The 22,476-nt window shown below is 71.5% G+C and carries 21 protein-coding genes; 16 read left to right on the plus strand and 5 right to left on the minus strand.

Annotation, left to right across the window (positions count from 1 at the left end):
- Positions 1-6 precede the first annotated feature (6 nt).
- Positions 7-774 carry an enoyl-CoA hydratase/isomerase family protein gene (locus KV381_RS32215; protein ID WP_086777583.1) on the minus strand — a complete coding sequence of 256 codons (768 nt, stop codon included), beginning with the start codon at positions 772-774 and terminating at the stop codon, positions 7-9.
- Between the two features lie 80 nt (positions 775-854).
- Between KV381_RS32215 and KV381_RS32220 the strand changes: the two genes are divergently transcribed.
- The gene (locus KV381_RS32220; protein WP_030076392.1) at positions 855-1,478 is read left to right on the plus strand and encodes an HdeD family acid-resistance protein; all 624 of its coding nucleotides are present in this window, start codon (positions 855-857) and stop codon (positions 1,476-1,478) included.
- 146 nt (positions 1,479-1,624) lie between these two features.
- Positions 1,625-2,080 carry an ATP-binding protein gene (locus tag KV381_RS32225; protein WP_218786908.1) on the plus strand — a complete coding sequence of 152 codons (456 nt, stop codon included), beginning with the start codon at positions 1,625-1,627 and terminating at the stop codon, positions 2,078-2,080.
- Between the two features lie 27 nt (positions 2,081-2,107).
- Here the strand turns inward: KV381_RS32225 and idi are convergent, their stop codons facing one another.
- The 4 genes from idi to galE all read right to left on the minus strand — a co-directional run bounded on the left by idi (position 2,108) and on the right by galE (position 6,443).
- Positions 2,108-2,701: an isopentenyl-diphosphate Delta-isomerase gene (gene idi / locus KV381_RS32230; protein WP_030076395.1), complete on the minus strand. Its 594-nt coding sequence runs from the start codon at positions 2,699-2,701 to the stop codon at positions 2,108-2,110.
- Between the two features lie 147 nt (positions 2,702-2,848).
- Complete coding sequence (locus KV381_RS32235) at positions 2,849-4,117, minus strand: bifunctional class I SAM-dependent methyltransferase/N-acetyltransferase (protein ID WP_218786909.1); 1,269 nt, start codon at positions 4,115-4,117, stop codon at positions 2,849-2,851.
- Positions 4,118-4,343: 226 nt separating this feature from the next.
- Positions 4,344-5,285: a cation diffusion facilitator family transporter gene (locus KV381_RS32240; protein WP_103536887.1), complete on the minus strand. Its 942-nt coding sequence runs from the start codon at positions 5,283-5,285 to the stop codon at positions 4,344-4,346.
- A 180-nt stretch (positions 5,286-5,465) separates the two neighbouring features.
- Entirely contained in the window at positions 5,466-6,443 is a 978-nt protein-coding gene (gene galE / locus KV381_RS32245) for a UDP-glucose 4-epimerase GalE (RefSeq protein ID WP_103536886.1), read from the minus strand.
- A gap of 317 nt (positions 6,444-6,760) precedes the next feature.
- Between galE and KV381_RS32250 the strand changes: the two genes are divergently transcribed.
- The 14 genes from KV381_RS32250 (at position 6,761) to hpnH (ending at position 22,398) form a co-directional block, all read left to right on the plus strand.
- Positions 6,761-8,515, plus strand: a complete 1,755-nt coding sequence (locus tag KV381_RS32250) for a DUF5941 domain-containing protein (RefSeq protein WP_218786910.1) — start codon at positions 6,761-6,763, stop codon at positions 8,513-8,515.
- Complete coding sequence (locus KV381_RS32255; protein WP_030076405.1) at positions 8,512-9,249, plus strand: sugar phosphate nucleotidyltransferase; 738 nt, start codon at positions 8,512-8,514, stop codon at positions 9,247-9,249. Before KV381_RS32250 ends, KV381_RS32255 begins: the two co-directional genes overlap by 4 nt.
- A complete protein-coding gene (locus KV381_RS32260) occupies positions 9,237-10,298 on the plus strand; it encodes an iron-containing alcohol dehydrogenase family protein (RefSeq protein WP_030623265.1) in 1,062 nt (353 codons plus the stop codon). The genes KV381_RS32255 and KV381_RS32260 overlap by 13 nt, the downstream gene beginning before the upstream one ends.
- A complete protein-coding gene (locus KV381_RS32265; protein WP_078611032.1) occupies positions 10,276-11,055 on the plus strand; it encodes a CDP-alcohol phosphatidyltransferase family protein in 780 nt (259 codons plus the stop codon). The genes KV381_RS32260 and KV381_RS32265 overlap by 23 nt, the downstream gene beginning before the upstream one ends.
- An 8-nt stretch (positions 11,056-11,063) precedes the next feature.
- Positions 11,064-11,936: a glycosyltransferase family 2 protein gene (locus KV381_RS32270; RefSeq protein ID WP_218787344.1), complete on the plus strand. Its 873-nt coding sequence runs from the start codon at positions 11,064-11,066 to the stop codon at positions 11,934-11,936.
- Positions 11,937-12,037: 101 nt separating this feature from the next.
- Positions 12,038-12,967, plus strand: coding sequence for an ABC transporter permease (locus tag KV381_RS32275; RefSeq protein WP_030076413.1), 930 nt, complete (start codon positions 12,038-12,040; stop codon positions 12,965-12,967).
- Positions 12,960-13,745 carry an ABC transporter ATP-binding protein gene (locus tag KV381_RS32280; protein ID WP_030076415.1) on the plus strand — a complete coding sequence of 262 codons (786 nt, stop codon included), beginning with the start codon at positions 12,960-12,962 and terminating at the stop codon, positions 13,743-13,745. The genes KV381_RS32275 and KV381_RS32280 overlap by 8 nt, the downstream gene beginning before the upstream one ends.
- 407 nt (positions 13,746-14,152) lie before the next feature.
- The gene (hpnC, locus tag KV381_RS32285; protein ID WP_218786911.1) at positions 14,153-15,064 is read left to right on the plus strand and encodes a squalene synthase HpnC; all 912 of its coding nucleotides are present in this window, start codon (positions 14,153-14,155) and stop codon (positions 15,062-15,064) included.
- A gap of 29 nt (positions 15,065-15,093) precedes the next feature.
- Complete coding sequence (gene hpnD, locus KV381_RS32290; RefSeq protein WP_179889538.1) at positions 15,094-16,014, plus strand: presqualene diphosphate synthase HpnD; 921 nt, start codon at positions 15,094-15,096, stop codon at positions 16,012-16,014.
- Positions 16,015-16,132: 118 nt separating this feature from the next.
- Entirely contained in the window at positions 16,133-17,518 is a 1,386-nt protein-coding gene (gene hpnE / locus KV381_RS32295) for a hydroxysqualene dehydroxylase HpnE (protein ID WP_218786912.1), read from the plus strand.
- A complete protein-coding gene (locus KV381_RS32300) occupies positions 17,515-18,618 on the plus strand; it encodes a polyprenyl synthetase family protein (RefSeq protein ID WP_030623252.1) in 1,104 nt (367 codons plus the stop codon). Before hpnE ends, KV381_RS32300 begins: the two co-directional genes overlap by 4 nt.
- 107 nt (positions 18,619-18,725) lie before the next feature.
- The gene (gene shc, locus KV381_RS32305; protein WP_098026227.1) at positions 18,726-20,726 is read left to right on the plus strand and encodes a squalene--hopene cyclase; all 2,001 of its coding nucleotides are present in this window, start codon (positions 18,726-18,728) and stop codon (positions 20,724-20,726) included.
- Positions 20,726-21,373, plus strand: a complete 648-nt coding sequence (locus tag KV381_RS32310; protein WP_086777576.1) for a 1-hydroxy-2-methyl-2-butenyl 4-diphosphate reductase — start codon at positions 20,726-20,728, stop codon at positions 21,371-21,373. The genes shc and KV381_RS32310 overlap by 1 nt, the downstream gene beginning before the upstream one ends.
- A 5-nt stretch (positions 21,374-21,378) precedes the next feature.
- On the plus strand, positions 21,379-22,398 hold the full coding sequence (hpnH, locus tag KV381_RS32315) for an adenosyl-hopene transferase HpnH (protein ID WP_098026228.1): 1,020 nt from the start codon (positions 21,379-21,381) through the stop codon (positions 22,396-22,398).
- Positions 22,399-22,476: the final 78 nt, after the last annotated feature.

Here is a 22,476-nt window from a genome sequence, read left to right on the forward strand (position 1 = left end):
ACCGGCTCACCCGGAGGTGGGGCCCGTCGTGTAGGTGAACACCGGCGCGCGCCGCTCCAGGAAGGCGGCGACGCCCTCCGCCGTGTCCGTACTGCTCCGCGCCTCACCGGCCCAGTACGCGTCCCGGTCCGTCCGGCCCGCCGCGAACTCCTTCGCCGCGGCCTGGGTCAGCCGGGACCGGGATGCCAGGACCCGTACGTACTCCTCGACCCGCTTGTCCAGGCCGCCCACGGGCAGCACCTCGTCGGCCAGGCCGGTGCGCAGCGCCCGTCCGGTGTCGATCAGCTCGCCGGAGAACAGCAGATGCTTGGCCGTGCCCGGGCCGACGAGGGCGACCAGCCGCCGGGTCGAGGAAGCCGGATAGACGATGCCGAGCTTCGCCGGGGTCACCCCGAAGGAGGCGCCCTCCTCCGCGAACCGCAGATCGCAGGCGGCGGCCAGCTGGCTGCCGCCGCCCACGCAGTAGCCGCGTACCGCGGCCAGCGTCGGCCGGGGGAACGCGGCGAGCGCCTCCTCGGCCGCCACCGCCAGGCCCTGGGCGGTGTCCGCGCTCTCCCGCAGCGTGGAGATGTCGGCCCCGGCGCAGAAGGTGTCCCCGGCCCCGGTCAGCACCAGGACCCGGACCGCCGGGTCGGCCGCCAGCCGCTCCAGCAGCTCCGGCAGGCTCCGCCACATCGCGGCGGTCATCGCGTTGCGCTTGGCGGGGTTCGTGATCACGACGGTGGCGACGCCGCGCTCGACGGACGGGATCAGGCTCGGTTCCGTACGGTCCATGGGCCGGATGCTATCCGGGGGGTTCGAACCTATGATCAAGAAGGGGTCGTGAGCCGGGCACGCACCGTGAGGAGCTGTCGATGAACGAACCCACAGCCGAGGGCAGGAAGCTCAGCCGCAGTTTCGGCTGGCTGGCGCTGCTCGGCGCGCTGCTGGTGATCGCGGGCATCATCGGTCTCGTCTACACCGGCGTCGCCACCCTCACCTCGATGCTGCTCTTCGGCTGGCTGCTGCTCGTCGGTGGCCTCGTCGGACTGCTGCACGCGATCGAGTCGCGCGGCACCAACTACTTCTGGCTGGGTGTGGTCGTCGCGGCCCTCAACATCGCAGCGGGCGTCGTCGTCATCAAGCATCCCGAGGGCACGGCCGAGGCGCTCACCATGTTCGCCGCCCTGCTCTTCCTGACCGGCGGGGTTTTCCGGCTGGTCGGCAGTGTCGTGGTACGCGGCCCGCAGATGGGGTGGACGCTGCTCCAGGGCGCCTTCGGGCTGCTGCTGGGGCTGCTGGTGCTCTTCGACTGGCCGCACAGCAGCCTGTACGTCCTGGGCTGCTTCTTCTCGCTGGCCCTGCTGTTCGACGGGCTCGGCCTGATCGCCATCGGCATCGGCGGCCGCCGCATCGTCAGCATGGTCTCGGAGCGGCTCGATGAAACTGCCCCGACCTCGGACGAGCCGATCAAGTCACCAGAAGAAGAGCAGAAGTAGTCCCTGGGCTTGCAGAGATGTGCTCGTTCGGTCGAATAGCGCCGATACCTGGCTACTTCCGATCAGTGGCACGGTCCGGACCAGGCCATTCCCAACACTCTTTACTCGACGGTCAGTGCAGTGCGAGTGAGAGCTGGTGCCGGACGATGGAGAGCCTCGGGAGTGCCCCCGCCGACCCCGTGTCGTACGAGGGGGAGTGGCGCTTCACCGCCCCCGCCGTGGACGCGTCCGTGCCCAGCGCCCGGCACGCCGTACGCGATCTGCTCGGGCGGCAGGGCGTGCCCATCGAGGACGGCATCCTCCAGGGGCTCCTGCTGATCGTCTCGGAGCTGGTGACCAACGCCGTCAAGCACGCGGCGCTCCTCTCGCCCGAGCTGGCCGTCGAGGTGGCCATCGCCGCCGACTGGGTCCGCGTCTCGGTCGAGGACAACCACCCCTACCGCCCCACCGCCCTGGAGACGGACTACGCCCAGACCGGCGGCCGGGGCCTGCTGCTGGTCAAGGTCGTCACCGCGGAGGCGGGCGGCACCTGCGACGTCGAGCACACCGCGAGCGGCGGGAAGATCATCTGGGCGGCGCTGCCGTTGAAGACGCAGCTCTGACCGCCCCGTACGGGGACGAGCGAGGGCTCACCAGCCGGCGGAGGGCCCCGTCAGCTCACGGATCGCCGGCCGTGCCGCGTCCAGCACCGTCATGAACCACGCCGAGAACGGCGCCCGCGCGTGCCGCTCCGCCAGCTCCGCCGCCGTCACGAAGGCCGTCTCCCCGACCTCCTCGGGGTCCGGCTTCAGGGCCTCCTGCGCCATTCCCACGAACAGGTGGTTGAACTCCTGCTCCACCAGACCCGAAGCGGGGTCCGGGTGGTTGTAGCGGACCGTGCCCGCCTCGGCCAGCAGTGAGGGCGAGAGCCCCAGCTCCTCGTACGTACGCCGGGCGGCGGCCGCGAACGGCGCCTCGCCCGGATAGGGGTGTCCGCAGCAGGTGTTCGACCAGACACCGGGGGAGTGGTACTTGCCGAGTGCCCGGCGCTGGAGCAGCAGCCGCCCCTGCTCGTCGAAGAGGAACACCGAGAACGCGCGGTGCAGCTGCCCGGGGGCCTGGTGGGCCGCCAGCTTCTCCGCGGTGCCGATCGTGGTGCCGTTCTCGTCGACCAGTTCGAGCATGATCGCTTCTGCGGTGCCGTTCGACGAGCTGTGCGTCGCGGTGGCTGGTGTGGTCGGCATACCCATCCTTCGCTTTGGTTCCCGGCCTCGTGCGCCGGGCCCCTGGAGTCCGGTCAAGTCTGCCGTACAAAAGCCGCTTGTCCGCACTTCGGGTCCGGGCATGTCCGCCCCGCCGCGCCCTGCGAGCGCGGCGGGGCGGACGGGCCGTCAGACCCCGAAGGCCGCCGGATAACGGATCATGCCCGCCGGAACCGGGACGGAATCGTCCAGCACCAGGGCCATCATCGCCTCGTCCGGAACCTCGAAACCCGGCCGGATCCCGTAGCGCGAGGCCGGCACGAAACCGAAGCGCGGGTAGTACTCGGGATGACCGAGCACCAGCACCAGCGCCTCACCGCGCACCCGGGCGGCGTCCAGCACCGCCCGGACCACGGCCTGCCCCGCACCCTGCCGCTGGTGGGCGGGGGAGGTGGCCACCGGGGCCAGCGCCAGCGCCGGGGCGTCGCCGACCCGGCAGCGGGTCAGCAGCGCGTACGCCGCGAGAGACCCGTCCGGAGCCTCGGCGACATGACTCAGGCCCGGCAGCCAGGCCTCGGGGTCGGCCCGCAGGGCGTCCACGAGGTCGGCCTCGTCCCGGGTCGGGAACGCGGCCGTGTTGACCGCGTGCACGGCCGTACGGTCCGCCGGTGTCTCCGGCCGGGTGGCCCACCGAGGATCGGCCGGGCGCAGGACATAGGCGGCGTAGCCGTACTCCGTGCCGTGCTCCCGCCGCACCGCCAGCTCCTCGCGGGTGGCCGCGAGCGCCCACTCCATACCGGGAGCGCCCGGGTCGGTGTCCGCGACCCGCTCGGCGAGCGGTGCGTAGTACGCGTCCCAGTCGCTCTCGGGCTGGACCAGCACGGCGCGGACCGTGCAGCCCGCGGCGACGGCCGCCGCGGTGGTCTCCGGCAGGGTGCGCAGGGATCCGTTGCGGTCCCAGAAGCCGCGCGCCCCGTCGGACGGCGCGTCCGTGGTCCAGACGCACTCGGAGATCATCATCGAGCCGCCCGGGGCCAGCAGCCGCTGCCAGTCGCGGACGGCGGTGTCGAACCCGATGCAGTACGCCGACCCCTCGGCCCAGATCAGGTCGAAGGCCCCTTCGGGGAACGCGGGGCCGGTGAGATCGCCCATGTCGGCCCGGACCGTACGGATCCGGTCGCCGAGGCCACGGGCCACGGCCGCCGCACGCAGCTCGTCCAGGAACGGCTGGTGCAGGTCGACCGCGGTCACCTCGGCGCCCGCCTCGGCGGCGAGCAGCAGAGCGGCACGGCCCGGACCGCAGCCCAGGTCGAGGACGCGCGGACGGTCGGGCAGCGGACCGGCGAGTTCCAGCAGCCGGCGCGTGGTCGCGTCGGAGCCGGGACTCTGCCGGGGAAGACGGTGGTGCAGGGTGAAGAACGCCTCGGTGCGCGAGGCGTCGTCGGTGTGGTCGGTCAACGTGGGAACCCTTGCGTGTGAGGGCTCCGACCCGATCCGCGAAGAAGGTGGACCTAGCCGGAAACCCTGGAGATGAGGAAGGACCGATTGCTGCGCCGGGAAGGCGTCGTCGCGACCGTCATCAACCTCAGCTCCTCTCGAAAGGTCCCGGTGACACCGGGTTCCGCTCCACCACGAGACTCGAACGTCTCAGCGACTCCACCCTAGCACCGACCCCTCGCGCCTCTCAGTGGCAGAGGTGCGCCTCGTGCTCGGCGTGGCCGCTCGGCTCCAGCTGGAAGGTGCAGTGCTCCACGTCGAAGTGGTCCCCGAGGCAGCCCTGCAGCTCGTGCAGAACCTTCTCGTGTCCTATCGAGTCCAGCATCTCCTGGCGCACCACCACATGGGCGGAGAGCACCGGCATGCCCGAGGTGATCGTCCAGGCGTGCAGGTCGTGGACGTCCAGGACTCCGGGCAGCGCCGTGATGTGGGCCCGTACCTCCGCCATGTCCACGCCCTTGGGCGCCGCCTCCAGCAGCACGTTCAGGGTCTCCCGCAGCAGCTTCACCGTCCGGGGGACGATCATCAGGCCGATCGCCAGCGAGGCGATCGGGTCGGCGGCCTGCCAGCCGGTCGCCATGATGACGCCCGCCGAGACGATCACGGCGATCGAGCCCAGGGTGTCGGCCATCACCTCCAGATAGGCGCCCCGCACGTTCAGGCTCTCCTTCTGCCCGCGCATCAGCAGGGACAGCGAGACGATGTTGGCCACCAGGCCGACCGCGGCGAACGCGATGGCGAGTCCGCCCTTCGTCTCGGCCGGGGTGATGAACCGCTCGACCGCCTCGAAGACCAGATAGCCGCCGACCCCCAGCAGCAGCAGACAGTTGGCGAGGGCCGCCAGGATCTCCGCACGGGCGAAGCCGAAGGTGCGGTTCGGGCCGGCCGGGCGGTTGGCGAAGTGGATGGCGAGCAGCGCCATGCCGAGCCCCAGGGCGTCGGTGGCCATGTGGGCGGCGTCCGCGATCAGGGCCAGCGAGTCGGAGAGGACGCCGCCGACGATCTCCATCACCATCACGCTCAGCGTGATCGCGAGGGCCACCCGGAGCCTGCCCCGGTACGCGGCGGCCGCCGTGCCGGTCGCAGGCGGCCCGCCGTGCGTATGTCCGTGATCGTGGCCAGCCCCCATGCGAAACGCCTCCAGGTCCCTAGGACGCGCCGGGGCGGAACCGCCCCGACCAGGCCAGTGAACTACGGGTGGGGGGTATGGGGCAACACGGGACTGAACACCGTTGTCATGTGCTCTGACCTGCGGAAACGTTCCGCAGGTCAGGGCGTTGACACGATCACCGACGCCACGGGGAACCGATCACGGACGGGCCTCGGGATGGCGCAGCTGCCAGCCCTCCCAGGCCGACTCGACCATCTCGCGCACACTCCGCCGTGCCGTCCAGCCGAGCTCCTCGGTGATCCGCGCGGCCGACGCCACCGCCTTCGGCGCGTCACCGGCCCGGCGCGGCTCCACCACCGGCTCGAGTCCGTGACCCGTCACCTCGCCGATCACCTCGGCCAGCTCCCGCACCGAGACGCCCTCGCCCCGGCCGACGTTCAGCGTCAGGTCGACGGCGTCCGCCCCGTCCAGCCGCCGCGCGACGGCGAGGTGCGCCTCCGCCAGGTCGGCGACGTGGATGTAGTCGCGGACGCAGGTGCCGTCCGGCGTCGGGTAGTCGTCACCGAAGATCCGCGGGGCCTCGCCGCGCGTCAGCCGCTCGAACATCATCGGCACGATGTTGAAGACCCCGGTGTCCGCGAGCTCCGGTGCGGCGGAGCCCGCCACGTTGAAGTACCGCAGACAGGCGGTCGAGATCCCGTGGGCCTTCCCGGTGGCCCGCACCAGCCACTCCCCGGTGAGCTTGGTCTCGCCGTACGGGTTGATCGGCAGGCAGGGCGTCTCCTCGGTGATGAGCTCCACGTCCGGTACGCCGTAGACGGCCGCCGACGACGAGAAGAGGAAGCGCCGCACACCCGCCGCGACCACGGCCTCCAGCAGCACGCCCAGCCCGGCGACGTTCTCCCGGTAGTACAGCAGCGGCTTCTCCACGGACTCGCCGACCTGCTTCTTCGCCGCGAGATGCACCACACCGCTCACCGTGTGCCCGGCCAGCACCCGGTCCAGCAGGGCCCGGTCGGAGGCCGAGCCCTCCACCAGGGTCACGTCCTCGGGCAGCCGGTCCACGATGCCGCTGGAGCGGTCGTCGAGCACCACGACCCGCTCGCCCGCCGCCACCATGGCCCGCGCCACGTGTGCCCCGATATAACCCGCCCCGCCTGTGATCAGCCATGTCATGACCGTCAGCCTAAGGGCCCGCCGTCCGCGGCCCGGCCCGCGGGTTTGTGGGCCGGGCCCCCGATCGATGATGATGATCGCGAACGGCGACCGCGCTTGCGGATCCACCCGAACAGCGCACAAACGGGTGGTGAACTCAGCCTTCCGTTCATCGGATAGCCTCAGCCGACACGCCGCCGGCCCGTCTCGTGGCCGTGCGGCCGTGTGTCGTCCCCGTCAGTGCCAAGGAGTGAGTTCGTCTGTCGACCGCCATCCTCACCGGTACGCCGGTACCCGGGTCGTCGCTCGCGGACGATCTGCGGTCCCTGGGCTTCGATGTGCAGACCGCCGTCGACGCCGGTGACGCCGCAGCCCTGCTCGCCGCCGTTCCGGCCGGCCGCCGGGTCGCCCTCGTCGACCCGCGCTTCGTGGGCCACGTCCACGCGCTGCGGCTCGGACTGACCGACCCGCGCTTCGCCGTCGCCACCGTGCCCGGCGCGCTCACCGCCCGGCCCGAGGCGCGCGGCGCCCTGCTGAGTGCGCTCCGGCGCACCACGGCCGCCGTCGGCGCGGGCGCCCCGGTCGTCGAGCCGGACACCGACCCCGCGCCCGAGGACCGCACCGTCCCCGGCCGGATCGCCGTGGCACTGGAGGCCGACGGCACCGCCGTACAGCGCCCCGCCCTCGGCTCGCTCGTCGCGGCCGTCCCCACGGACCCGGAGCAGCGGGCCGCCGCCGAGGCGGGCCTCGCCTCGGTCGACGACGAGGCCGTACGGCTGCGCAGCGCGGTGAAGGCGCACGACGGCTTCTTCACCACCTTCTGCATCAGCCCCTACTCCCGCTACATCGCCCGCTGGTGCGCCCGCCGCAACCTCACCCCGAACCAGGTCACCACCGCCTCGCTGATCACCGCGCTGATCGCGGCGGGCGCGGCGGCCACCGGCACCCGGGGCGGCTATGTCGCCGCCGGGATCCTGCTGATGGTCTCCTTCGTGCTGGACTGCACCGACGGGCAGCTCGCCCGCTACTCGCTGCAGTACTCCACGATGGGGGCCTGGCTGGACGCCACCTTCGACCGGGCCAAGGAGTACGCGTACTACGCGGGGCTCGCCATCGGCGCCGTACGCGGCGGTGACGACGTATGGGTCCTGGCGCTGGGCGCGATGGTCCTCCAGGCCTGCCGCCATGTCGTGGACTTCTCGTTCAACGAGGCCAACCACGACGCGGTCGCCAACACCAGCCCCACCGCCGCCCTCTCCGGCAAGCTCGACAGCGTCGGCTGGACGGTCTGGGCGCGCCGGATGATCGTGCTGCCGATCGGCGAGCGCTGGGCCATGATCGCGGTCCTCACCGCGCTCACCACGCCCCGCATCGTCTTCTACGCCCTGCTCATCGGCTGCGCGCTCGCCGCCTGCTACACCACAGCGGGCCGTCTGCTGCGCTCGCTGACCCGCAAGGCGCGCCGTACCGACCGCGCCGCGCAGGCCCTGGCGGACCTCGCCGACTCCGGCCCGCTCGCCCAGGGCGTCGCGGCCGTCGCCCCCGGGCTCCGGGGCGCGTTCACCGCTCCGGCCGTCGCCCTGCTCGGCACGCTCGTGATGATCGGCGGGGCGCTCTTCCTCCCGTACGGCAGCTGGCTCACCGTCGCCGCCGCGGCGGTGTACGTGGTCCTCTCCGGCCTCGCCGTCGCCCGCCCGCTCAAGGGCGCGCTCGACTGGCTGGTGCCGCCGTTCTTCCGGGCCGCGGAGTACGTCACGATCCTGGTGCTGGCGGCCCGCAGCGACGTCCCGCACGCCGTTCCGGCGGCCTTCGGGCTGGTCTCGGCCGTCGCCTACCATCACTACGACACGGTGTACCGCATTCGCGGAGGCACCGGCGCGCCGCCCCAGTGGCTGGTGCGGACGATCGGTGGACACGAGGGCCGTACCGCGCTGGTGGCCGTCCTCGCCGCCGTACTCACCCACGCTTCAGGTTTCACCACGGCCCTGACCGCGCTCGCGGTCGCCGTGGCTCTGGTGGTGCTCGTGGAGTCCATCCGCTTCTGGGTGTCCTCCTCGGCGCCCGCCGTACACGACGAAGGAGAACTCGCATGATCGGCCTCGTACTGGCAGCCGGTGCAGGACGACGTCTGCGCCCCTACACGGACACGCTCCCCAAGGCGCTCGTCCCTGTCGACGGCGACAAGACGGTCCTCGACCTCACGCTCGCCAACTTCGCCGAGGTCGGACTCACCGAGGTCGCGATCGTCGTCGGCTACCGCAAGGAGGCCGTCTACGCCCGCAAGGCCGAGCTGGAGGCGACCTACGGCCTCACCCTCACGCTGATCGACAACGACAAGGCCGAGGAGTGGAACAACGCCTACTCCCTGTGGTGCGCCCGTGACGTCATCAAGCGCGGCGTGATCCTCGCCAACGGCGACACCGTGCACCCGGTCTCCGTCGAGAAGACCCTTCTGGACGCCCGCGGCAAGGGCCAGAAGATCATCCTCGCCCTGGACACCGAGAAGAGCCTCGCCGACGAGGAGATGAAGGTCATCACCGCGGAGGGCAAGGGAGTTCAGCGCATCACCAAGCTGATGGACCCGGCCACCGCGACCGGTGAGTACATCGGCGTCACCCTCATCGAGGCCGAGGCCGCCGAGGAGCTGGCGGACGCGCTGAAGACCACCTTCGAGCGCGACCCCGACCTCTACTACGAGGACGGCTACCAGGAGCTGGTCAACCGCGGCTTCACCGTGGACGTGGCCCCCATCGGCACCGTGACCTGGGTCGAGATCGACAACCACGACGACCTCAAGAAGGGCCGTGAGATCGCGTGCCAGTACTGACCCGGCTCATTCCGTCCCCGGTCGTCGTCGACATCCGGCGCGGCGCCATGGACGATCTGGCGGGTCTTCTGGCCGATCAGCGGATCTCCACCTCGGGCAAGCTCGCCATCGCGATCAGCGACGGCTCCGGGCGCGCCCTCAGGGAGAGGCTCGCTCCGGTCCTGCCGGGTGCCGACTGGTATCCGGTCTCCGACGGCACGATCGACTCCGCGGTGAAGCTCGCCGACGGCATCAAGGGCAACCGGTACGACGCCGTCGTCGGCCTCGGCGGCGGCAAGATCATCGACGTGGCGAAGTACGCCGCGGCGCGGGTCGGCCTCCCGCTGGTCGCCGTCGCGACGAACCTCTCGCACGACGGCCTGTGCTCGCCGGTCGCCACGCTCGACAACGACAACGGGCGCGGCTCCTACGGGGTCCCCACCCCGATCGCCGTGGTCATCGACCTCGACGTGATCCGTGAGGCGCCCGCCCGTTACGTCCGTTCCGGCATCGGCGACGCGATCTCGAACATCTCCTGCGTCGCCGACTGGGAGCTGGCCCACGAGGTCAACGGCGAGGAGATCGACGGACTCGCGGCCGCGATGGCCCGCCAGGCCGGCGAGGCCGTGCTGCGCCACCCGGGCGGCGTCGGCGACGACGCCTTCCTGAAGGTGCTGGCCGAGGGGCTCGTGCTCACCGGTATCTCGATGTCGGTCGCGGGCGACTCGCGCCCGGCGTCCGGCGCCTGCCACGAGATCAACCACGCCTTCGACCTGCTCTACCCCCAGCGCGCGGCCAGCCACGGCGAGCAGGTCGGCCTCGGCGCCTGCTTCGCCATGCATCTGCGCGGTGCCCGCCAGGAGTCGCTCCTGATGGCATCGATACTGCGCCGCCACGGTCTGCCGGTCCTGCCGGAGGAGATCGGGTTCAGCGTCGACGAGTTCGTCAAGGCCGTCGACTACGCGCCGCAGACGCGTCCGGGACGCTTCACGGTCCTGGAGCACCTCAACCTGTCCACCGACCAGATCAGGGACGCGTACGCCGACTATGCCTCGACCATCAGTAGCTGAACTCCGTCCGGTCGTGCACCCCCCGGGGGTGAAGGACCGGCGCAGCGGCGAGCACTGGGCCGGGCGCATGTACATGCGCGAGGTCTCGCTGCGCGTGGACCGCTACCTGGTCAACACCCGCGTCACGCCGAACCAGGTCACGTACGTGATGACGCTGGCCGGTGCGCTGGCCGCCCCGGCGCTGCTGGTGCCGGGCGTCTGGGGCGCCGTGCTCGGTGTGGTGATGGTCCAGCTCTACCTGCTCTTCGACTGCGTGGACGGCGAGCTGGCCCGCTGGAAGAAGCAGTACTCGCTCAGCGGGGTCTATCTGGACCGGGTCGCCGCCTATCTGTGCGACGCGGCGGTGCTCGTCGGCCTCGGCCTGCGCGCCGCCGACATCTGGGGCGAGGGCCGGATCGACTGGCTCTGGGCCTTCCTCGGCACGCTGGCCGCGCTCGGCGCGATCCTGATCAAGGCCGAGACGGACCTGGTGGGCGTGGCCCGCCACCAGGGCGGGCTGCCGCCGGTCAAGGAGGCGGCCTCCGAGCCGCGCTCCTCCGGCGTGGCGCTGGCCCGCAAGGCCGCCGCCGCGCTCAAGTTCCACCGGCTGATCCTCGGCATCGAGGCATCCCTGGTGATCCTCGTGGTGGCCGTCGTGGACGCGATCGGGGGCGACCTCTTCTACACCCGCCTGACCGTGGCGGTCATGGCCGGCATCGCGCTGCTGCAGACCCTGCTGCACCTGGTGTCCGTCCTGGCGTCCAGCAGGCTGAAGTGACCTTCCCCATGAAACTGGGCGCGGTGATCATCACCATGGGCAACCGCCCGGACGAGCTCCGCGCCCTCCTCGATTCGGTCACCGCCCAGCACGGTGACCGGATCGAGGTCGTGGTGGTCGGCAACGGCGCCCCGGTGCCCGATGTGCCCGCCGGGGTGCGCACGGTGGAACTGCCCGAGAACCTGGGCATCCCCGGCGGCCGCAACGTCGGCATCGAGGCGTTCGGCCCCTGCGGTGCGGACGTGGACGCGCTGCTCTTCCTGGACGACGACGGGCTGCTGCCGAACCGGAACACCGCCGAGCTGTGCCGGCAGGCGTTCGAGGCCGATCCGAAGCTGGGGATCGTCACCTTCCGGATCGCCGACCCGGAGACCGGCGCCACCCAGCGGCGGCACGTGCCCCGGCTGCGGGCCGCCGACCCGATGCGCTCCTCGCGGGTGACGACGTTCCTCGGCGGCGCCAACGCGCTACGCACCAAGGTCATCGCCGAGGTGGGCCCGCTGCCGGAGGACTTCTTCTACGCGCACGAGGAGACGGACCTGGCCTGGCGGGCGCTGGACGCGGGGTGGATGATCGACTACCGCGCGGACATGGTGCTGAACCACCCCACCACCGCCCCGTCCCGGCACGCGGTCTACCACCGCATGGTGGCCCGTAACCGGGTCTGGCTCGCCCGCCGGAACCTGCCCGCCCCGCTGGTCCCCCTCTACCTCGGGGTCTGGCTGCTGCTGACCCTGGTGAGGCGTCCGTCACCGCCCGCGCTGAAGGCATGGTTCGGCGGTTTCCGGGAAGGCTGGTCGACGCCCTGCGGGCCTCGGCGTCCGATGAAGTGGCGTACGGTGTGGCGGCTGACGAGGCTGGGCCGACCTCCGGTCATCTGAGAGGCTTTCCTCTGAGAGCATGAGGCGTATTTTCTTTCCGGAACCTGTCCGCCTGAGCCGCGCCCGCGACTGGCTGCGCGTGAAGACGAGAGTTTCAACTTGTGAGTGACACGACCCACGACGGTGGGGTAGCCCTCGGGACCCCGCCGTCCGCCGACGAGGGCCTCGGCGCGGCCCAGCTGGCCGCCAAGTACGGCCTGACCGTGAGCGGCGCCCGGCCGGGGCTGTTCGCGTACATGCGACAGCTCTGGGGCCGACGCCACTTCATCCTGGCCTTCTCCCGGGCGAAGCTGACCGCTCAGTACAGCCAGGCCAAGCTCGGCCAGCTGTGGCAAGTGGTCACGCCCTTGCTGAACGCCTGTGTCTATTACCTGATCTTCGGGCTGATCCTGGGGACCAGGGAGGGGATTCCCCACGACGTCTTCGTGCCGTTCCTGGTCACCGGCGTCTTCGTCTTCACCTTCACCCAGAGCTCGGTCATGGCCGGTGTCCGGGCCATCTCCGGCAACCTCGGCCTGGTCCGGGCCCTCCACTTCCCCCGGGCCTCGCTGCCCATCTCCTTCTCGCTCCAGCAGCTCCAGCAGCTGCTGTTCTCGATGATCGTGCTGGTCGCGGTCGCCGTCATCTTCGGCAGCTACCCCTCGCTGTCGTGGCTCCTGGTGATCCCCGCCCTGATTCTCCAGTTCTTCTTCAACACCGGTCTGGCCCTCGTCATGGCGCGGCTCGGCTCCAAGACCCCCGACCTCGCGCAGCTGATGCCGTTCGTCATGCGCACCTGGATGTACGCCTCGGGCGTCATGTTCTCCATCCCGGTGATGCTCAAGGACAAGCCGGCCTGGATCGCCGACGTACTGCAGTACAACCCGGCGGCGGTCTACATGGACCTGGTCCGCTTCGCGCTGATCGACGGTTACGGCTCCGAGAACCTGCCGGACCACGTCTGGGCCGTCGGCCTGGGCTGGGCCGTGCTGCTGGGCGTCGTGGGATTCGTGTACTTCTGGAAGGCGGAGGAGCGGTACGGCCGTGGCTGACGACAACGCACAGGGACGCATCCCCACGGTGATCGCCGACGACGTGCACATCGTGTACCGCGTCAACGGCACGGGCGGCGGCCGCGGCAGCGCCACCGCCGCGCTGAGCCGCATGATGCGGCGGGGCAAGGGCGAGCCGCGCGGCGTCCGGAAGGTGCACGCGGTCCGCGGGGTCTCCTTCACCGCCTACCGCGGCGAGGCCATCGGCCTCATCGGCACCAACGGCTCCGGCAAGTCGACGCTGCTGCGCGCCATCGCCGGTCTGCTGCCGACCGAATCCGGCCAGGTGTACACGGACGGCCAGCCCTCGCTGCTCGGCGTGAACGCGGCGCTGATGAGCGATCTGACCGGCGAGCGCAACGTCGTGCTCGGCGGCCTGGCCATGGGCATGACCCAGGCCGAGGTCCGCTCCCGCTACCAGGAGATCGTCGACTTCTCCGGCATCAACGAGAAGGGCGACTTCATCACCCTGCCGATGCGGACGTACTCCTCCGGCATGGCCGCGCGACTGCGCTTCTCGATCGCCGCCGCCAAGAACCACGACGTCCTCATGATCGACGAGGCGCTGGCCACCGGCGACCGCAAGTTCCGGGTCCGCTCCGAGGAGCGGATCCGCGAGCTGCGCAAGGAGGCGGGCACGGTCTTCCTGGTCAGCCACAACAACAAGTCGATCAGGGACACCTGCGACCGCGCGCTCTGGCTGGAGAAGGGCGAGCTCCTCATGGACGGCCCCACCGAGGAAGTCCTCAAGGCGTACGAACGCGAAACGGGCAAGTAGCCCCAGCTCTCCCCGTGGCCCCCGCCGGACCGTTCCGGCGGGGGCCGTGCGGTGCCCGGCAGACCGCCCGCAGTAGGCCCCCAGGGGCGATCTCCTCCCGGCGGATGACGTCAATTCCGCCGTACGCGGGGAAGGTTGACGGACACGGCCGGGAAGCGGCGGCGGGCGCTCCACCCCGCCGGTCCGCTGTGAGCTGTACAACGTAAGCTGTAGCGGTGCTGATTCATGGCAAGTAGGGCGATACGCCCCGGCACCGTCCGCTCTGCCGCAGTGCACTCGGAAGAATGAACGGCGTGTCCGAAAAGGGTTGTTTTGGGTCAGCAGTGTAGAACGGGAGATGTGACGGCAATGACGGAAGATCTCCAGCTCCGACGTGGTTTCGCCGTCCCCGCGCCGGGCGGTTCGCAGTGACCTCTCCCCCCGAGGCGCGCATCGGCGACGCCACCCTCGGCAAGGCCGCGGACGAGAACTTCCCCGTGGCGCCCTTCTTCCTGCCCCGCGCCTGGCGCGACGACCTGATGGCGGTCTACGGATTCGCCCGGCTCGTCGACGACATCGGTGACGGCGACCTCGCACCCGGTGGCGCGGACGCCCGCCACCTCGGCCTGGAGCCGGAGCAGAGCGACGACCGCCTCGCCATGCTCGACGCCTTCGAGGCCGACCTCCACCGGGTCTTCGCCACCACCGGCGATGAGCCGCGCCACCCGCTGCTGCGCAACCTGCGCCCCACCGTGCGGCGCCGCGCGCTCACCCCCGAGCCCTTCCTCGGCCTGATCGAGGCCAACCGCCAGGACCAGAAGATCCGCCGCTACGGCACCTACGCCGAGCTCGCCGCCTACTGCGAGCTCTCGGCGAACCCGGTCGGCCGCCTGGTCCTCGCCCTCACCGGCACCACGAGCCCGGAACGCGTCCGCCGCTCCGACGCGGTCTGCACCGCGCTCCAGATCGTCGAGCACCTGCAGGACGTGGCCGAGGACCTGGCCCGCGACCGGATCTATCTGCCCGCCGAGGACATGGAACGCTTCCGGGTCACCGAGACCGACCTGGCCGCGCCCACCGCCGGTGCCTCCGTGCGCGCCCTGATCGCCTACGAGGCCCAGCGTGCGAGCGACCTGCTGGACGAGGGCCCCCCGCTGGTGGGCAGCGTCGACGGCAGGCTCAAGCTGCTCCTCGCCGGATTCGTCGGGGGCGGCCGCAGCGCGCTCACGGCGATCTCGGCCGCCGGATTCGACGTACTGCCCGGACCGCCCAAGCCCACCAAGCCCAGCCTGCTGCGCGAAGTGGGAATCGTCTTGCGAAGAGCGCGTGGAGAGAGGTGAGCCGGACCGTGGAGGGACAGACGACGTACATGTCGCCGCCGGTGCAGGCCGCATACAGTTACTGCGAGGCCGTCACCGGACAGCAGGCCCGTAACTTCGCCTACGGCATCAGACTGCTGCCGTACGAGAAGCGGCAGGCCATGTCGGCGCTGTACGCCTTCTCCCGTCGGGTCGACGACATCGGCGACGGGGAGCTGGACCCGGAGACCAAGCGGACCCGGCTGGAGAGCACCCGCGAGCTGCTGGAGCGGATCCGCAAGGACGCGGTCGACGAGGACGACACCGACCCGGTGGCCGTCGCGCTCGCGGACGCCGCCCGCCGCTTCCCGCTCCCGCTCGGCGGACTCGACGAGCTGATCGACGGCGTCCTGATGGACGTCCGGGGCGCGACCTACGAGACCTGGGACGACCTCAAGGCCTACTGCCGCTGTGTCGCCGGAGCCATCGGACGCCTCAGCCTCGGCGTCTTCGGCACCGCGCCGGGCGCCCGCGGGGCCGAGCGCGCCGCGGAGTACGCCGACACCCTCGGCCTCGCCCTCCAGCTCACCAACATCCTGCGCGACGTCCGCGAGGACGCCGGCAACGGACGCACCTACCTGCCCGCCGACGACCTGGCCAAATTCGGCTGCTCGGCAGGGTTCCACCGCACCACCCCGCCCCCCGGCTCCGACTTCGCCGGCCTCATCCACTTCGAGGTCCGCCGCGCCCGCGCCCTGTTCGCCGAGGGCTACCGGCTGCTGCCGATGCTCGACCGCCGCAGCGGCGCCTGCGTCGCGGCGATGGCCGGAATCTATCGCCGCCTCCTCGACCGGATCGAGCGCGACCCCGAGGCCGTCCTGCGCGGACGGGTCTCGCTGCCCGGCCACGAGAAGGCCTATGTCGCGGTGCGCGGCCTGTCCGGACTGGACGCCCGCCACATCTCGCGGCTCACCGCCAGGGGGCGATCCTGATGGACGCCGGCACCTCCGGCCGCCGGGCAACCCTCCGGTGGCCCGACGCGTCACAGACTGCGACGATCTCCGGGGTGAGGACCCGGCAGACGGCCACGACCCGACGGGAGGGGCACGCATGAGCGACGAGACCCCGCGCCCCGTCGCCGTCGTCGTCGGCGGCGGACTCGCCGGCGTCACGGCGGCGCTCCGCCTCGCCGACGCCGGACTGGACGTGACCCTCCTGGAAGGGCGGCCCCGCCTCGGCGGCCTCGCCTTCTCCTTCCAGCGCGGCGACCTCACCGTCGACAACGGCCAGCACGTCTACCTGCGCTGCTGCACCGGCTACCGCTGGTTCCTCGACCGGATCGACGCCTCCCACCTGGCCCCGCTCCAGGACCGCCTCGACGTGCCCGTGCTGGACGTCGGCCGGGCCGCCGGACCGCGCCTGGGACGGATCCGCCGCACCGGCCTGCCCGTACCGCTGCACCTCGCCGGCGGGCTCGCCGCCTACCCGCACCTCTCGCTCGCCGAGAAGGCGAGCGTCGGCCGGGCCGCCCTCGCGCTCGGCCGCCTGGACCCCGCCGACCCCGAGCTGGACCGCGTCGACTTCGCCACCTGGCTGCGCCGCAACGGCCAGTCCGAGCGCACCATCGAGGCCCTCTGGGACCTCGTCGGCGTCGCCACCCTGAACGCCACCGCCCCGAACGCCTCCATGGCGCTCGCCGCGAAGGTTTTCAAGACCGGCCTGCTCTCCGAGCCCGGCGCCGCCGACATCGGCTGGGCCGCCGTGCCGCTCGGCGAACTGCACGACACCCTCGCCCGCAAGGCCCTGGACACCGCGGGCGTCCGCACCGAGCTGCGCGCCAAGGCCGGCTCCCTCACCCGTACCGAGGACGGCCGCTGGAGCGTGGAGACGGCGGGGGAGCGGATCACCGCCGACACCGTCGTGCTGGCCGTGCCGCAGACCGAGACCCACGACCTGCTGCCCGCGGGCGCGCTGGACGAGCCGGAGCTGCTGCTCGACATCGACAACGCCCCGATCCTCAACGTGCACGTCATCTACGACCGCAAGGTGCTGCGCAGGCCGTTCTTCGCCGCGATCGGCTCCCCGGTGCAGTGGGTCTTCGACCGCACCCACGCCTCGGGGCTCACGGGCCCCGGGCAGTATCTGGCCGTCTCGCAGTCGGCCGCCCAGGACGAGATCGACCTGCCCGTCGCCGAACTGCGCTCCCGCTATCTGCCCGAGCTGGAGCGGCTGCTGCCCGCCGCCCGCGGCGCCGGCATCCGCGACTTCTTCGTCACCCGGGAGCGCACCGCGACCTTCGCGCCCGCCCCGGGCGTCGGACGGCTGCGCCCCGGCCCCCGCACCCGGCTGCCCGGCCTTCAGCTGGCGGGGGCCTGGACCGCCACCGGCTGGCCCGCGACGATGGAGGGTGCCGTGCGCAGCGGCGCCGGTGCCGCCGACGCGGCGCTCCAGGACCTCGGCCGCCCCCTTGGACATCCGCTGCAGGAGGCGGCATGAGCAGTACCACCGGAACAAGAGGAGAGTCTGTGACCCCGGCGAATCCGGCTTTCGACACCGTGGCGGACACCGCGGACGTCACCGCGCTTCTGGAGCGCGGACGAGCCCTGTCAGCGCCGGTCCTGCGGGCTGCCGTGGACCGGCTCGCGCCGCCCATGGACACCGTCGCCGCCTACCACTTCGGCTGGATCGACGCCGAGGGACGGCCCTCGGACGGCGACGGCGGCAAGGCCGTGCGCCCCGCGCTCGCCCTGCTGTCCGCCGAAGCTGCCGGCGCCCCCGCCGAGGCCGGCATCCCCGGCGCGGTGGCCGTCGAACTCGTGCACAACTTCTCGCTGCTGCACGACGACCTGATGGACGGCGACGAGCAGCGCCGCCACCGCGACACCGTCTGGAAGGTGCACGGCCCCGCCCAGGCGATCCTGGTCGGCGACGCGCTCTTCGCACTCGCCTACGACCTGCTGCTGGAGCTCGGCACGGTCGAGGCGGGCCGCGCGGCCCGCCGGCTGACCACCGCCACCCGCAAGCTCATCGACGGCCAGGCCCAGGACATCTCCTACGAGCACCGCGAGCGGGTCACCGTCGAGGAGTGCCTGGAGATGGAGGGAAACAAGACCGGCGCGCTGCTGGCCTGCGCCGTCTCCATCGGCGCGGTGCTCGGCGGCGCCGACGACCGCACCGCCGACACCCTGGAGGCGTACGGCTATCACCTCGGCCTCGCCTTCCAGGCCGTCGACGACCTGCTCGGCATCTGGGGCGACCCGGAGTCCACCGGCAAGCAGACCTGGAGCGACCTGCGCCAGCGCAAGAAGTCCCTGCCCGTCGTCGCGGCGCTCGCCGCGGGCGGCGAGGCGTCCGAGCGGTTGGGCGAGCTGCTCGCCGCCGACGCCAAGAGCAACGACTTCGACAGCTTCTCCGAAGAGGAGTTCGCCGCCCGCGCGGCACTCATCGAGGAGGCGGGCGGCCGCGAGTGGACCGCCCAGGAAGCCCGTCGTCAGCACGCGGTCGCCATCGAGGCGCTGCACGCCGTCGACATGCCCCACCGGGTGAGGGAGCAGCTCACCGAGCTCGCCGACTTCGTGGTGGTACGAAAGAGATGATCACTTTCCGCATATGACTCGCAGTCGCCGGCCGGCGCCCCTCACCGGGCGCCGGCCGACGGAGACCCCAGCACAGCAGAGAACCGACTGCACGTAAGGGGAAGCTCATGACAGCGACGACCGACGGATCGACCGGGGCCGCGAACCTCTCCGGGGCCCCGGCCGACGATCCGACCGACACGACCACCGCCGCGGACGACGTGACCGCCGCCGCGCGACGGGCCGCGGAACGCTCCGTGGAGCACCTCCTCGGCAGACAGGACGAGCAGGGCTGGTGGAAGGGCGACCTCGCCACCAACGTCACGATGGACGCCGAGGACCTGCTCCTGCGTCAGTTCCTCGGCATCCAGGACGCGGAGACGACCCGGGCGGCCGCCCTCTTCATCCGCGGCGAACAACTCGGCGACGGCACCTGGAACACCTTCTACGGCGGACCGGGCGACCTCTCCGCCACGATCGAGGCGTACGTCGCCCTGCGGCTGGCCGGGGACCGCCCCGACGAACCGCACATGGCCCGAGCCTCCGGCTGGATCAGGGAGCAGGGCGGCATCGCGGCGGCCCGCGTCTTCACCCGCATCTGGCTGGCCCTGTTCGGCTGGTGGAAATGGGACGACCTCCCCGAACTGCCGCCCGAGCTGATGTTCTTCCCCAAGTGGGTCCCGCTCAACATCTACGACTTCGGCTGCTGGGCCCGGCAGACCATCGTGCCGCTCACCATCGTCTCCGCGAAGCGCCCGGTCCGCCCCGCGCCCTTCGCCCTGGACGAGCTGCACACCGACCCGGACCACCCCAACCCGGCCAGGAAGCTCGCCCCGCCCGCCAGTTGGGACGGACTCTTCCAGCGCCTCGACAAAGGGCTGCACCTCTATCACAAGGTCGCCCCGCGCCCGCTGCGCCGTATCGCGATGAACGTGGCCGCCCGGTGGATCATCGAGCGCCAGGAGAACGACGGCTGCTGGGGCGGGATCCAGCCGCCCGCCGTCTACTCCATCATCGCGCTGCACCTGCTCGGCTACGACCTCGACCACCCGGTGATGAAGGCCGGGCTGGCCTCGCTCGACCGGTTCGCCGTCCGGCGCGAGGACGGCGCCCGGATGGTCGAGGCCTGCCAGTCGCCCGTCTGGGACACCTGCCTGGCCACCATCGCGCTGGCCGACGCCGGACTCAGACCCGACCACCCGGCGCTGGTGAAGGCCGCCGACTGGATGCTGGCCGAGGAGATCACCCGACCCGGTGACTGGGCGGTGCGAAAACCCGAACTGGCCCCGGGCGGCTGGGCGTTCGAGTTCCACAACGACAACTACCCGGACATCGACGACACGGCCGAAGTCGTCCTGGCGCTGCGCCGGGTGCGCCACCCCGACCCCGCCCGGATGCAGGCGGCCATCGACCGCGGGGTCCGCTGGAACCTCGGGATGCAGTCCCGCAACGGGGCCTGGGGCGCGTTCGACGCCGACAACACCAGCCCCTTCCCCAACCGGCTTCCCTTCTGCGACTTCGGCGAGGTCATCGACCCGCCGTCGGCCGACGTCACCGGCCATGTCGTGGAGATGCTCGCCGTCGAGGGACTCGCGAACCACCCCCGTACCCGCGAGGGCATCGAGTGGCTGCTCGCCGAACAGGAGGCGTGCGGCGCCTGGTTCGGCCGCTGGGGCGTCAACTACGTCTACGGCACCGGGTCCGTGGTGCCCGCCCTGATCGCCGCCGGACTGCCCGCAGGACACCCCGCGATCCGCCGGGCCGTCGGCTGGCTGGAGTCCGTCCAGAACGACGACGGCGGCTGGGGCGAGGACCTGCGCTCCTACCAGGAGGAGAAGTGGATCGGACACGGTGAGTCCACCGCGTCCCAGACCGCCTGGGCGCTGCTCGCCCTCCTCGCTGCGGGACGCCGGGACACCGCGTCCGTCGCCCGGGGCGTCACCTGGCTCACCGAGGCGCAGCAGGCCGACGGCTCCTGGGACGAGCCGTATTTCACCGGCACCGGCTTCCCCTGGGACTTCTCCATCAACTACCACCTCTACCGCCAGGTCTTCCCGCTCACCGCACTCGGGCGTTACGTGTACGGCGACCCGTTCGCCGACCGCGCGGACGCCGTCGAGGGGGCCTGATGGACGATCCGAGAGGGCCCGGGAGCCCCGTGCCGCCGCTGCTGGTCGCCTGCGCCCTCGGCATCGAGCAGGTGGCCCTGCGCAGTGGCAGGGGCGCCCCGGGCCCGGTCCGGGTCCTGCGCACCGGAATGGGCCCCCGGGCGGCGGAGACGGCCGTGGCGCGCCTCCTGGGCCCCGACGGGGTTCCGGACGCCGCCGTGATCGCCTCCGGGTTCTGCGCCGGCCTCCTCCCGGGGATGCACCCCGGGGACCTGGTCGTCGCCGAGGAGACCCGGGACGTGGACGGCACCACCCCCTGCACCGGCACCGGCGTCCTGGTCGCCGCCCTCGCCAGGGCCGTCCCCGGCCGCACCGTCCACACCGGCCCCCTGACCGGCTCCGACCACGTCGTACGGGGCTCCGAGCGGGCCGCGCTGCGGGCGGGCGGGGCCATCGCGGTGGACATGGAGTCCGCCGCGACACTGCGTACCGCCCTGTGTCACGGACCGCGCCCGGTTGCGGCCGTCCGGGTGGTCGTGGACGCTCCAGAGCATGAGCTCGTCCGCATCGGCACCGTACGCGGTGGAATATCGGCGTTCCGCGTTCTTCGTGCCGTCCTTCCGGCTTTCTACGAATGGCACCGATCTTTACTGCTCCCCAGGAGGTGAGCTAGATGGCCATGCCGCTCCGCCAGACCATCAAGGTTGCGACGTATCTCTTCGAACAGAAGCTCCGCAAGCGTGAGAAGTTCCCGCTGATCGTCGAGCTGGAGCCGTTGTTCGCCTGCAACCTCGCCTGCGAGGGATGCGGCAAGATCCAGCACCCGGCCGGTGTCCTGAAGCAGCGCATGCCGGTCGCCCAGGCGGTGGGCGCGGTGCTCGAATCAGGGGCCCCCATGGTGTCCATCGCCGGTGGCGAGCCGCTGATGCATCCGCAGATCGACGAGATCGTGCGCCAGCTCGTCGCACGGAAGAAATACGTCTTCCTCTGCACCAACGCGATGCTGATGCGGAAGAAGCTCGAAAAGTTCACTCCGTCCCCGTACTTCGCCTTCGCCGTCCACATCGACGGGCTGCGCGAGCGGCACGACGAGTCGGTCGCCAAGGAAGGCGTCTTCGACGAGGCCGTCGCCGCGATGAAGGAGGCCAAGGCGCGCGGCTTCCGCGTCACCACCAACTCCACCTTCTTCAACACCGACACCCCGCAGACCATCATCGAGGTCCTGAACTACCTCAACGACGACCTCAAGGTCGACGAGATGATGATCTCGCCCGCCTACGCCTACGAGAAGGCCCCCGACCAGGAGCACTTCCTCGGCGTCGACCAGACCCGCGAACTCTTCAAGAAGGCCTTCGCGGGCGGCAACCGGGCCCGCTGGCGGCTCAACCACTCGCCGCTCTTCCTGGACTTCCTGGAGGGCAAGGCGGACTTCCCGTGCACCGCGTGGGCGATCCCGAACTACTCGCTCTTCGGCTGGCAGCGCCCGTGCTACCTGATGAGCGACGGTTACGTACCGACGTACCGTCAGCTCATCGAGGAGACCGACTGGGACAAGTACGGCCGCGGCAAGGACCCGCGCTGCGCCAACTGCATGGCGCACTGCGGCTACGAGCCCACGGCGGTGCTCGCCACGATGGGGTCCCTCAAGGAATCCCTGCGCGCGGCCCGGGAGACCGTCACCAGCAACCGGTGAGCCGGTGACCGACGAGGTACGGCCGGCCGCCGCGGGTTTCCCGGGGCGGCCGGCCGCACGACGCAGCACATCCGAAGG

This window comes from Streptomyces sp. WY228 (genome assembly GCF_019287315.1).
Lineage (GTDB): Bacteria > Actinomycetota > Actinomycetes > Streptomycetales > Streptomycetaceae > Streptomyces > Streptomyces caviscabies.